The organism is Exiguobacterium sp. ZOR0005, from assembly GCF_000798975.1.
GTDB classification, from domain to species: Bacteria; Bacillota; Bacilli; order Exiguobacteriales; family Exiguobacteriaceae; genus Exiguobacterium; species Exiguobacterium aurantiacum.
This window is the reverse complement of record NZ_JTLB01000006.1, coordinates 57,183-68,706: the sequence shown is the minus strand read 5'-3', so window position 1 is coordinate 68,706 and position 11,524 is coordinate 57,183. Positions and strand designations below refer to the sequence as shown.

The 11,524-nt window shown below is 54.5% G+C and carries 16 protein-coding genes and 1 tRNA gene; 13 read left to right on the top strand and 4 right to left on the bottom strand.

The genetic code is table 11. From position 1 onward, the window contains the following. Positions 1 to 59: 59 nt before the first annotated feature. The 6 genes from L971_RS02755 to L971_RS02730 all read left to right on the top strand — a co-directional run bounded on the left by L971_RS02755 (position 60) and on the right by L971_RS02730 (position 3,397). Positions 60 to 136, top strand: a tRNA-Met gene (locus tag L971_RS02755). A 104-nt stretch (positions 137 to 240) separates the two neighbouring features. Further along, entirely contained in the window at positions 241 to 690 is a 450-nt protein-coding gene (tsaE, locus tag L971_RS02750) for a tRNA (adenosine(37)-N6)-threonylcarbamoyltransferase complex ATPase subunit type 1 TsaE (protein ID WP_024372084.1), read from the top strand. Next, positions 687 to 1,343: a tRNA (adenosine(37)-N6)-threonylcarbamoyltransferase complex dimerization subunit type 1 TsaB gene (gene tsaB, locus L971_RS02745; protein WP_047374234.1), complete on the top strand. Its 657-nt coding sequence runs from the start codon at positions 687 to 689 to the stop codon at positions 1,341 to 1,343. The genes tsaE and tsaB overlap by 4 nt, the downstream gene beginning before the upstream one ends. Next, positions 1,336 to 1,797, top strand: coding sequence for a ribosomal protein S18-alanine N-acetyltransferase (gene rimI, locus L971_RS02740; RefSeq protein WP_024372082.1), 462 nt, complete (start codon positions 1,336 to 1,338; stop codon positions 1,795 to 1,797). The genes tsaB and rimI overlap by 8 nt, the downstream gene beginning before the upstream one ends. Further along, positions 1,794 to 2,816 carry a tRNA (adenosine(37)-N6)-threonylcarbamoyltransferase complex transferase subunit TsaD gene (tsaD, locus tag L971_RS02735; RefSeq protein ID WP_024372081.1) on the top strand — a complete coding sequence of 341 codons (1,023 nt, stop codon included), beginning with the start codon at positions 1,794 to 1,796 and terminating at the stop codon, positions 2,814 to 2,816. The genes rimI and tsaD overlap by 4 nt, the downstream gene beginning before the upstream one ends. A gap of 14 nt (positions 2,817 to 2,830) precedes the next feature. Then, the gene (locus L971_RS02730) at positions 2,831 to 3,397 is read left to right on the top strand and encodes a hypothetical protein (RefSeq protein WP_024372080.1); all 567 of its coding nucleotides are present in this window, start codon (positions 2,831 to 2,833) and stop codon (positions 3,395 to 3,397) included. 9 nt (positions 3,398 to 3,406) lie between these two features. On the opposite strand, the gene L971_RS02725 is transcribed toward L971_RS02730, so the two are convergent. The 3 genes from L971_RS02725 to L971_RS02715 all read right to left on the bottom strand — a co-directional run bounded on the left by L971_RS02725 (position 3,407) and on the right by L971_RS02715 (position 6,282). Next, positions 3,407 to 3,880, bottom strand: coding sequence for a flavodoxin domain-containing protein (locus tag L971_RS02725; RefSeq protein ID WP_024372079.1), 474 nt, complete (start codon positions 3,878 to 3,880; stop codon positions 3,407 to 3,409). A 78-nt stretch (positions 3,881 to 3,958) separates the two neighbouring features. After that, on the bottom strand, positions 3,959 to 4,384 hold the full coding sequence (locus tag L971_RS02720) for a hypothetical protein (protein ID WP_024372078.1): 426 nt from the start codon (positions 4,382 to 4,384) through the stop codon (positions 3,959 to 3,961). After that, on the bottom strand, positions 4,381 to 6,282 hold the full coding sequence (locus L971_RS02715) for an ABC-F family ATP-binding cassette domain-containing protein (protein WP_024372077.1): 1,902 nt from the start codon (positions 6,280 to 6,282) through the stop codon (positions 4,381 to 4,383). Before L971_RS02715 ends, L971_RS02720 begins: the two co-directional genes overlap by 4 nt. Before the next feature lie 149 nt (positions 6,283 to 6,431). Between L971_RS02715 and L971_RS02710 the strand changes: the two genes are divergently transcribed. From L971_RS02710 to L971_RS02690, 5 genes are all read left to right on the top strand, one after another. Continuing rightward, entirely contained in the window at positions 6,432 to 7,088 is a 657-nt protein-coding gene (locus tag L971_RS02710) for a redox-sensing transcriptional repressor Rex (protein WP_024372076.1), read from the top strand. Continuing rightward, complete coding sequence (gene tatA, locus L971_RS02705; RefSeq protein WP_024372075.1) at positions 7,088 to 7,306, top strand: twin-arginine translocase TatA/TatE family subunit; 219 nt, start codon at positions 7,088 to 7,090, stop codon at positions 7,304 to 7,306. The genes L971_RS02710 and tatA overlap by 1 nt, the downstream gene beginning before the upstream one ends. Positions 7,307 to 7,308: 2 nt before the next feature. After that, complete coding sequence (tatC, locus tag L971_RS02700) at positions 7,309 to 8,097, top strand: twin-arginine translocase subunit TatC (RefSeq protein WP_024372074.1); 789 nt, start codon at positions 7,309 to 7,311, stop codon at positions 8,095 to 8,097. A gap of 97 nt (positions 8,098 to 8,194) precedes the next feature. Beyond that, positions 8,195 to 8,482 (top strand): YesK family protein, encoded by a 288-nt coding sequence (locus L971_RS02695; protein ID WP_024372073.1) that lies wholly within the window; start codon positions 8,195 to 8,197, stop codon positions 8,480 to 8,482. A gap of 186 nt (positions 8,483 to 8,668) precedes the next feature. Beyond that, complete coding sequence (locus L971_RS02690; RefSeq protein ID WP_047374232.1) at positions 8,669 to 10,015, top strand: FAD-dependent oxidoreductase; 1,347 nt, start codon at positions 8,669 to 8,671, stop codon at positions 10,013 to 10,015. Positions 10,016 to 10,046: 31 nt separating this feature from the next. On the opposite strand, the gene L971_RS02685 is transcribed toward L971_RS02690, so the two are convergent. Further along, positions 10,047 to 10,229: a PspC domain-containing protein gene (locus tag L971_RS02685; protein WP_047374230.1), complete on the bottom strand. Its 183-nt coding sequence runs from the start codon at positions 10,227 to 10,229 to the stop codon at positions 10,047 to 10,049. A 161-nt stretch (positions 10,230 to 10,390) separates the two neighbouring features. Here L971_RS02685 and L971_RS02680 point away from each other — a divergent pair, with 161 nt between their 5' ends. Continuing rightward, positions 10,391 to 10,864 (top strand): hypothetical protein, encoded by a 474-nt coding sequence (locus L971_RS02680; RefSeq protein ID WP_024372066.1) that lies wholly within the window; start codon positions 10,391 to 10,393, stop codon positions 10,862 to 10,864. 13 nt (positions 10,865 to 10,877) lie between these two features. After that, complete coding sequence (locus L971_RS02675; RefSeq protein WP_047374229.1) at positions 10,878 to 11,462, top strand: NADPH-dependent F420 reductase; 585 nt, start codon at positions 10,878 to 10,880, stop codon at positions 11,460 to 11,462. Positions 11,463 to 11,524 lie beyond the last annotated feature (62 nt).

The window sequence follows — 11,524 nt, the reverse complement described above, 5'->3', positions numbered from 1 at the left end:
AAGGTCGTTGGTTCAAATCCAGCCCCCGCAACCAATTTTTATTTAATTTCATATGTCGTCGCGGGGTGGAGCAGTCTGGTAGCTCGTCGGGCTCATAACCCGAAGGTCGTTGGTTCAAATCCAGCCCCCGCAACCAATTTTAAATGAGATAGCGAAACGATAACGTTTCGTGTTTTTTTTTGCGTAAAATGAAGTGTACAATGAGGACGTATCGCGACAACCACTAAAGGAGAAACATTCATGTATACATTGATTACCCATTCCGCGGCAGAGACACAGGCGGTGGCGGAAAAGCTCGCCACGCTCGTCAAAGCTGGGACGGTCATAACATTGAACGGAGACCTCGGCGCCGGTAAAACGACGTTCACGCAAGGGTTCGGCAAAGGACTCGGCGTGAAACGCAACGTCAACAGCCCGACGTTCACGATCATGAAACAATATCAAGGACGCTTGCCGCTTTATCATATGGACGTGTATCGTCTCGAGGACACAGGGGACGATATCGGGCTTGAGGAATACATCGACGGCGATGGCGTCGCCATCGTCGAATGGTCGGATTTGATCGAATCTTCGCTTCCGGTAGAACGGCTCGCCATCACGATCGAGCGAATCGGGGACGAGGAGCGTCAACTGACGTTCGCCCCAATCGGAGAGGCGTATGAGACGCTCGTCAAGGAGGTGCTCGCATGAAGCAGTTGATGATCGATACATCGACGACACGTCTATCTGTCGCGCTTAGCGAGCAAGGAACGATTCAAGCCGAGACGACGGTCATGGTATCGAAGAACCATGCCGTCACGCTCATGCCGATGATTGAGCAGCTCATGGTTGCCGTCAAATGGACGCCGACAGAGCTCGAGCGCATCGTCGTGACGACCGGACCTGGCTCATACACGGGCATCCGCATCGGGGTGACGACAGCAAAGACGCTCGCCTATACGCTTCAAATCCCGCTCATCGGCGTCTCGGCACTCCGTCTCATGGCGGCAGCCCCAAACACCGATCTTCCCGTCGTGTCGCTCATCGATGCCCGACGTGGGAACGCCTATATCGGACATTATCAACAAAACGAGCCGCTCACTTCGGACACCCATGCGTCAGTGGAGGCATGGCTGGACACACATATTGAGGGGGAATTTGTCGTCGTCGGTGACGTTGAACCGTTCCGAGACGTCTTATCGAACTATTCATATATAGAAGCTCCAGCTGCCCATCGGTATGGACGCGCGAGCGATCTCGTCGCATTAGGTGAAGAGACGCGTGACGTGCATGCGTTTGAGCCGGAGTACCTTCGTCTCGCTGAGGCGGAGGCGAAGTGGCTCGAGGGACAAAACAATGGCTGACATCAAAATTCGCCGCATGACATGGCTTGATGTCGAAGAAGTGACTGCCGTCGAGGAGGCCTCGTTCGCCATTCCGTGGACGAAAGATGCGTTCATGAACGAGATGCTCCGAAACGAACAAGCGATTTATTTCGTCGCCGTGCACGAGCGTCGCGTCATCGGTTTCGTCGGTGTGTGGCAAATCGTCGATGAAGGACACATCACGAATATCGCCGTCTTACCTGAATATCGGGGGCAGGGCATCGGGAATCGGTTGCTCACCGAGCTCGTCGCCTTTGCCCGCAGCAAGTCACTGGACGCACTCACGCTCGAAGTGCGTGTCTCGAACATCGGGGCCCAGAAACTGTATGAGCAGTTCGGCTTTGAGTGTGCCGGGCGACGGAAACGTTACTATCAAGACAATAACGAAGACGCCTTTATTTATTGGGCGAAGTTAGGAAGTGAAACCGAATGAACACATCACTCATCCTTGCGATCGAGTCGAGTTGTGACGAGACGTCCGTCGCCCTCGTGCGTGACGGCAAGACGCTCTTGTCGAACGTCGTCTCATCGCAGATTGAAAGCCACAAACGGTTCGGCGGGGTCGTGCCCGAGGTCGCCTCGCGCCATCACGTCGAACGGATCACATATGTCATCGATGACGCGCTCAGTGAAGCGGGCGTGACGATGCAAGACGTTGACGCCGTAGCGGTCACGCAAGGACCGGGACTCGTCGGTGCGCTCCTCGTCGGCATCAGCGCCGCAAAAGCGCTCGCCTTTGCCCACAGTAAGCCGCTCATCGGCGTTCATCATATCGCGGGTCACATTTACGCGAATGAACTCGTCGAAGAGATGGACTTCCCGCTCGTCTGTCTCGTCGTATCGGGCGGTCACACGGAGCTCGTCTATATGCCGGAGCACGGCGTGTTCGAAGTCATCGGTGAGACGCGCGACGACGCGGCCGGTGAGGCGTACGACAAAGTCGCCCGGACGCTCAGTTTGCCTTATCCGGGTGGTCCGGCCATCGACCGGTTGGCAGCCGCCGGGGAAGACACGTACAAGTTCCCGCGCGTTCGGCTCGAACCGGGCAGTTTCGATTTCAGTTTCAGCGGTCTCAAGTCGTCGGTCATCAACGCCGTCCATAACGCTGAGCAACGGGGCGAGACGGTGATCCCCGAAAACTTGGCGGCGAGCTTCCAAGCGAGCGTCGTCGAGGTGCTCGTCGAGAAAGCGATTCGTGCCGTGAAAGAGAAAGGCGCGAACCAGCTCCTCGTCGCCGGTGGGGTCGCGGCGAACCGTGGGCTTCGAGCCGCGCTACAAGCAGCGGCCGATCAAGAAGGCATCCGCCTCGTCATCCCACCGCTCGAGCTTTGCGGGGACAACGCCGGCATGATCGGTGTGGCGGCGCATCACGCGTATGTGCGAGGAAAGCGCGATACACTAGCGATGAATGCGGTTCCTGGGTTATCCTTAGAAGAGAGCATGACAGTCTAGGGGGAAATAGAGACATGACGAAACGCATCATCATTGGAGGGCTCGTCGTACTGCTCGTCGTCGCGACGTTCTTGCAAGTACGAGAGATCATCCGCGCCTATAATATCGCTTATCAAGAAGAAATCGTACCGGAAGCGACACGCGTGCGCTCGCTCACAGGCGCCGAGTCGCTCGAAGGTATCAGCCGGGTCACAGGGGAGAACACACTCGTCGAGGCGTTGTACGGCTACAAGAACATGGATGACCAAGACATCGAAAGCGTCATCGTCGTCGATCGCAATTTAGGCGTTCAGCCGAAAGCGAGCGATGCGTACTATGAGATTTTCCCGGGACGTGAAGCGACCGAGGAAGAGGCGGCCATGTTTGACACGCTCGTCACCGAGTTCGATGAACAACAGTTGTTCGCCCAAGTCATCTCGACCCACGAGGCACGTTATGTGACGAACCGTGAAGAGACGATGACGTTTTACAAAGTGTTCGTCCGTGACGTCGATACGAACGAATATGTCTTCTTCATCACAGAAGACGGCACGAAACTCGATTTCCATACGCGCGGGTTCCAACCGTTGCGTTATTTCTAACAAAAAAGTTCAGCCGAGGGGCTGAACTTTTTTGTGTTTTTCGAGTCGTTCCATAAATGTGGTTGCGAACGAGACACACGCCTCACGTTTCGCTTCGGTGTTCGGGTCAAACTCAATCTTCAAAGAGGGAACGGCGATCATCCCGCTCGCGGATCGAAGCGCGTCTTCAATCGTGTCGACGGCAGCACAATATTTCGGGTAATCGGTATCACCAGAACCAAACGCCGCACAAGGTAGTGCGTCTAAGTCCGCGTCATATAAATCGTCTACAAAACCTTCCGCCTCGTACGGTACATCACCGTCACCCCATGTGTAGGCGCCGAGTAGGACGCCATCGTATTCCAATAGCGAATTGACGGGAAGTGACTCTAAATCGTCCGACACCACTACCGTATATCCTGCCGTGGTCAATGTATGTTGTAACAAGTGGGCGATGTCTTCTGTGTTACCGGACATGCTCACGTATGCAATCAAAATCGTCATGATTATCACCTCAAGACAACCTTAAATGAAAATGATTCTCATTGTCAATGGTTGAATAAAAAAACACCACGTCCGATTTCATGAGGACATGGTGTCTGAGGATTTAGGGCGACGATACTTCTCACGATGCCACGTGTTGAGGCGGCTGACCGCGAAGACGAGAAAAGCGAGCACCCACATGAACAGGGTCGTTTGGTAAAAGTGGAACCAGACCGACCCGGGCGCATAAAAACTATGCACGGTCACATCGACCGGCCAGACGACGAGGCGGATGAAGAGCGTGCTCATGAGCAATCCACTCAGGAGACTGATGAAGATGCCGCTCCACGTTTGGACGATGAAGCCGATGACGACCGGAAGGAAGTAAAACAAGATCGTCGGCACGACGGTAGACTCTCCGCGGATGAGCTCGGACACGTATTCGGTCCCGGTCGGCACGATGAAGGCAAGACCGGTCAAAAACGCGTGAAGCCAGTCGATCCGCAGCGCACGGGACCGCATCATGAATGGAGCTCCTCCCATTCCGCATACAGTGCCGTGATCGATTCTTTCGTCGCATCGGACTCGGTCGACAGTTCTTGAGCCCGGGCGAAGTCGTTGAAGACGTCCGGTTCGCAAAGAAGCTGTTCAATCTCTTCGAGGCGCGCCTCGTGCTGTTCGATTGTGAGCTCGATCTCTTCGATCCGTTGCTTCATCCTACGTTCTTCACGTTGTTGTTCCTTGTCGGCCCGCTGTTTTTTGACGACGACTTGTTTCGTCTCGGCGAGGGCGAGGCGGGCGAGCTCCTCGAGTTCTTCTTTCTTCTCGACGTAATACGAGTAGTCGCCGAGATACTCGTCGATGCCGGTCGGTGTGATCTCTAAGACGCGCGTGGCGAGCCGGTCGATGAAGTACCGGTCGTGCGAGACGAAGAGGATCGTGCCGGGATAGTCGAGGAGTGCGTTCTCGAGGATCATCTTCGAGTCGAGGTCCAAGTGGTTCGTCGGCTCATCCAAGATGAGCAAGTTCGGCTGTTCGAGCTTTAATTTCGCGAGCGTCAACCGGGCCCGCTCGCCGCCTGACAGCTCGTGGACGCGTTTCATGACGTCGTCGCCGCTGAAGAGGAACTGACCGAGCAGGCTGCGCACGTCTTGCTCGCGCATGAGCGGCCAGTCGTTCCAAATCTCGTCGATGACGCGGTTTTTATCGGACAGGTTCTGTTGCTCCTGGTCGTAATAGCCGATCTCGACGCCGGTGCCGTAACGGATGTCACCGGTGAGTGCCGGCTGTTGTTTCGTCAACACTTTCAAGAGCGTCGACTTGCCGACCCCGTTCGGGCCGACGAGGGCGACCGATTCGCCACGCTGCAATTGGAAGCGGAGGTTTTGAGCGATCGGTTCCTCATATCCGATGGCGAGGTCACTGCCGCTCAACACGTCGTTCCCGCTTTGGCGCTTGATCGTGAACGAGAGGACGGCACTGCGCTCGTCACCGTCCGGCGCGTCCATCCGGTCGACTTTCTCGAGACGTTTCCGGACGCTTTGGGCGCGTTTCGTCGTCGTCGCCCGGGCGATGTTCCGTTGGATGAAGTCTTGCATCTTGGCGATCTCTTCTTGCTGTGACTCGAACTGCTTCTTCTCTTGTTCGTAGATGGCTGCTTTTTGTTCAAGGTACTTCGTATAGTTCCCGACGAAGCGACGGCTCCGGTGGCGTGACAGCTCATAGACGACCGAGACGACCCGGTCGAGGAAGTAGCGGTCGTGGGAGACGATGAGGACGGCGCCTTTATAGCCGCTCAAGTACTTCTCGAGCCAGGCGAGCGTCTCGATGTCCAAATGGTTCGTCGGCTCATCCAAGATGAGGAGGTCCGGGCTTTGCAGAAGCATCTTCGCCAAGGCGAGACGGGTCCGCTGACCACCTGAGAGCGTGTCGATTTGACGTTCGAAGTCGTCCGGATAGAAGCGCATCCCGTGGAGGACGGAGCGAATCGTCGCTTCATATTGATAGCCGCCCCGGTCTTTGAACGTGTGCTGTTCCTCGTCATACGCGGCGAGGAGACGTTCATAGGCGTCCGCGTCGTTCAAGATGCGCTCCGAGCCCATGTCTTGCTCCATCCGCCGAAGCGTCTGTTCTTGTTCGATCAAATCGGAGAAGACGGTGAGCATCTCGTTCCAAATCGTCTCGTTCGATTCTAACCCTGAGTCTTGGGCGAGGTAACCGATCGTCACATCTTTCGGTTTCATGATGTCGCCTGAGTCATAGTTATATTCCCCGGCGATGACTTTGAGGAGCGTCGATTTGCCGGCGCCGTTTCGGCCGACGAGGGCGACGCGCTCCCCTTCTTGAATCTCAAGTTTGACGTTCTCTAAAATCGGCTCGACGCCGAATGATTTTGACAGGTTGTTGACTTGCAATAGGATCAAGTGAAAAAACCCCTTTCTCTGTATTTAGTATACTGTATTTTTTAGTCTTTTCAGGTATATTCGTTGAGTGCTTATGTGAATTCGTTTACAATCAAGGTGTATGAAATCAGATTCGTTTGAAACGCGTCGTAAAAAGGAGGCTCTTTCCGTTGAGTCAAAACGAACCAAAGATTCCGCAAGCGACAGCCAAACGGTTGCCACTATACTATCGATTTATCCAAAGCCTGCATTCGTCAGGCAAACAACGTGTCTCTTCTGCCGAACTGAGTGAGGCGGTCAAAGTCGATTCGGCGACGATTCGTCGCGACTTCTCTTACTTCGGTGCACTCGGTAAAAAGGGATATGGCTATAACGTGCAGTATCTGTTAGACTTTTTCCGAAAGACGTTAAACCAGGACGAAATCACGAACGTCGCCTTGGTCGGTGTCGGTCATCTCGGGACAGCTTTCGTCAACTATAACTTCCTTAAAAACAATAACACACATATCGTCGTCGGGTTCGACGCAGACGAGACAAAAGTCGGCACGACGATGTCCGGTGTCCCGATTCATCACGTCGATGAGATGGAACAGATCATGAAGCAAAACAAAATCGATGTCGCCATTCTCACGGTCCCGTCCGCATACGCGCAGTCGGTCGCCGATGATTTGGTCCGCTTTGGCATCAAAGGGATTTTGAACTTCACGCCGGCGCGTTTGACGGTGCCGGATACGGTCCGCGTCCATCATATCGACTTGTCGATCGAACTCCAGTCGCTCATTTACTTTATGCAACATTATCCATCTGCTGAGGGGGTCCATCAATAATGGAATTTCTATTATCATCACCCGTCGTCGGGATGCCGGGTGGCGTGAGTTTGCTCATCATCGCCATCATCGCGCTCATCATCTTCGGACCGAAGAAATTGCCTGAGTTCGGCCGTGCCGCCGGACAGACGCTCCGCGAGTTCAAAAATGCCACGAACGGCATGATGAAAGAGCATGACGAGAACGACAAGAAAGACTCTGAGAAGAAAGAACAGTAATCATGAACCATGAAACTGATCAAGAGCGGGCGCTGTCCGATCACTTGACAGAGCTGCGGAGACGACTGATGCTGTCGGCATTTGTCGTCTTTGCCTTCTTTTTGATCGCTTTGCCGAGTGTCAAATACGTGCTCGCCTATCTACAGGCGGACCTCGTCGAACGAGGACTAGAACTGAACGCCTTTGGGGTCGCGGACCCGCTCATGATTTACTTGAATTTGGCGCTCGTCATCGGTCTCGTCGCGGCCAGTCCGTTTCTACTGTATCAACTGTGGGCGTTCGTCGCACCTGGTCTGCATCCGAACGAGCGGAAAGGGACGCTCGCCTACATCCCGATCATCTTTATCTTGTTCCTCGTCGGTCTCGCGTTCGCCTATTATTGGCTGTTCCCGCTCGTCCTCGACATCTCGACAGATCTCGGGCAAGACCTCGGGCTGACGCAAATCATCGGAGCCTCGAACTACTTCACGTTCTTGTTGCAACTGACGATTCCGTTCGGTCTGTTGTTTCAGTTGCCGGTCGTGACGATGTTCTTGACGCGAATCGGCGTCGTGACACCGTATTTCCTGTCATCGATTCGAAAGTATGCCTATTTCGCCTTGTTCGTCGTCGCCGCGTTCATCACACCGCCGGACTTGACGTCGCACCTCATGGTGTCGCTGCCGCTCTTCTTCTTGTATGAGATCAGTTTATCGATCTCACGCATCACGTATCGGGGCGTACTTCGCCGGGAGAAAGAAGCGATGGTGAAAGAACAGATGGATTTGATGAAGCAAATGAATGAGAAGTGAGCATCGCGTTCTTGGACGCGGTGTTTTTTTGAACGAGTAAGTGTGACATCGCCGTGGTAAGATAAGGGGACCATCAACAAATCGGGGAGGATAGGTCATGTGGGAATACTACGGGGACGCGCTCATCGCGGTCGGCATCTTGACGACGGCGCTTCTCATCGGTGCGCTTCACTTTTTACGTTCGTCACATAAACGAAGACTGACGCTCCCGCTCCTGATCACGGGAGTCGGCTACACGCTGTTCCTCATCGGTCTCGTCTTCATCCGAGGCTGGGACGGGATGGGGTGGAGTTTGGTTGGATTTAGTCTATACGCCTTCGGGCTCATCATCTATATTTTCGTCGCCACGTACCTTTGGTTTCAACAGCGGCGACTCGAGTCGTGACCATCCTATCCTTAGGGTGGTCTTTTTGTGTCACAAGGCCTGTTCAAACTTTTGACATAATTACGTGAAAAACTGAGCATAGTCATTGTCAAACATCCTTGTGAAATAGTACACTAAGTTTAGAAATTAAATGTGACATTTATCACAATCATAAACTTGCCAACCACTCAAAGGAGAGACTACCATATGAAAATCGCAGTCATCGGATGTACACACGCAGGAACAGCAGCTGTCAAAGGACTACTTGCCAAGCATGACAATCTTGAGATCACCGTTTACGAGCGGAACGACAACGTCAGCTTCCTTTCGTGTGGGATTGCGCTCCACGTCGGCGGCGTCGTCCAACGGGCCGAGGAACTGTTTTACTCGTCACCTCGTGAACTTGAAGAGCTCGGTGCATTGATGCGCATGAAGCACGACGTGTTGAACATCGACACCGAGGCGAAGACGATTCACGCGAAAAATCTCGATACGGGGGAAGACGTGCATGACACGTACGACCGTTTGGTTGTGACGACAGGTTCATGGCCGATCGTCCCGACGCTCCCGGGCATCGAGATGGATGGCATCGAACTTTGTAAAAACTATGCGCACGCCCAGCGCATCATCGAACGGGCGACGGATGCGACGAACATCGCTGTCATCGGCGCCGGCTATATCGGTGTCGAACTCGTCGAGGCGTTCGAAGTATACGGCAAACACGTCACGTTCATCGATAGCGCCGACCGCATCTTGAACAAGTATCTCGACAAGTCGTTCACGGACCAACTTGAAGCGGACATGACGTCACGCGGCATCGACCTCGAGCTCGGCCAGACGGTCGAAGCGTTCCGTGGGACAGATGGCAACGTCACACACGTCGTGACGGACAAAGGTGAGTTCGAGGCCGACCTCGTCATCCTCTGCGTCGGTTTCCGCCCGAACACGGGACTGCTTGAAGGCCAAGTCGACATGCTCGGCAACGGTGCGATCATCGTCGACGAATATATGCGTACGAGCAACCCGGACGTCTTCGCAGCAGGGGACAGCTGTGCCGTCTACTACAACCCGGCGCGCACGCACGCCTACATCCCGCTCGCGACAAACGCGGTCCGCATGGGCACGCTCGTCGCCGAGAACCTCGTGACGCCGCGCGTCCGCTATCAAGGGACACAAGGAACGTCGGGTCTTCGTCTCTATGATTGGAATATCGCCTCGTCAGGTCTCACGGAAGAAGCGGCCGGCCTGTTCGGTCTCGACGTCGAGAGCGTCGTCGTCGAAGACGCATACCGTCCGGAGTTCATGCCGACGGCCGAAAAAGTCCAGTTCAAACTCGTCTATGAGGTCGACACACATCGCGTCGTCGGCGGACAAGTGCTCTCGAAAGCGGATATGACGCAAGCGGTGAACACGTTGTCGCTCGCGATCCAAAACGAGATGACGGTCGAAGAGCTCGCTTACGTCGACTTCTTCTTCCAACCGCACTACAACAAGCCATGGCACTTCATCAACAGCGGGGCGCTCGCGGCGATGAAAGACAAAGTAAATGCTTAAAAAAACTCGGGAGCCGCGGCTTCCGAGTTTTTTATAGATAGCGTGGGGCTTCCTTCATCGAGTTCGCCAAGATGATATAGACGAGGACGTTCCCGGGCATGATGAGGAACAGCAGACGGACACCGAGCGAGGACAAGCCGAAGTATTCGGCGATGCCACCGCAGACACCAGACAGTGAGCGGTTCGTGGCAGATTTTCGAAGCGTGCGTTGCATGAGCGTGGCTCCTATCTTCATTGTGATATGAAAATTTTACCATATCAAGTGTCATTCGTCCCGTTTCTTTCCGGTCATCGGATGAGGTTTTTATTCGCCTGAAGCCGGGGAAGGGTAAGAGAAAGTATGTGTCACCTGGTCCTGTCAAAGGAGGAGCCGATATGGCGAAGAAGGAAAAGCAGTCGTACCACATCGTCACGTTCACGTTTCCAGAGGAGTCGGTCTCGTATCAAGCGTTCAGTAAGTTGAAGAAGTATCACGCCGAAGGGCTGATCGGGTTCGAACAGCTCGTCGTCATCAAGCGTGAGGACAATGGGGCGTTCTCGTTCGAGGACGCCGTCCAACTGACACCGACGAACAAGTCCACGAAAGGTGCCTTGATCGGGATGGCGGTCGGGATTCTCGGAGGACCGTTCGGAATCTTGTTCGGGACGCTCACGGGCGGACTCATCGGCGGGACGAAAGATTTGAAGCACGTCCAAAGCATTCAAGAAACGTTCAAACGGACCGTCGGCAACATCGAGCCGGGACAGACGGGTGTGATGGGCATTGGGGAAGAGTTTGACCATTCGGTGCTCGACGGGCTCGCCGCCGAACTCGGTGGGACAGTGACACGGACAGACGAAGAATTGTAAAGGGGAGTTGTTTATGAAGATTGGGATATTGGGGGCCGGGAAAGTCGGCCGGACGCTCGGTCGCAAGTTCGAGGACGTCGGGTATGAAGTGTTATATGGGACGCGTTCGGAGCGCGAGGGGACGATGTCGCTCCAAGACGTGGCGTCGAATGCGCAGGTTTTATTGTTGACGACGCCGTTCGCGGCCGCGGTCGACTTAGTTCAGTCGCTACGTGATTTAGACGACAAGATCGTCATCGACGTGACGAATCCAATCGCCAAAGAGTTCAACGCCATCGAGCGGCCGGAAGGGAAATCTGGGGCCGAGCATCTGCAAGAACTCGCCCCGCACGTCCGTATCGTCAAGGCGTTCAACCAGACGGGCGTCGAGAATCTCGAGAATCCGAACAAGTCGATGATGTTCATCGCCGGCGACGAGCAGGAGTCGGTCCGGGCCGTGCAAGACCTCGCTGCGAAAATCGGTTTTGACGCCCATACGCTCAGACACTTGAAGCTGGCGCGTGAACTCGAGTCGCTCGCGTGGCTATGGATCCATTACGCGACGAAAGAGCGGAAACATCGGAACTTTGCGTTTTACTTGAAAGAAAATAGTTTGTGAACTACTCGCCACTTATTTGCTTCGCAAATTGAAGTGGGAGCTTCTTGGGAAGACCGCACTTT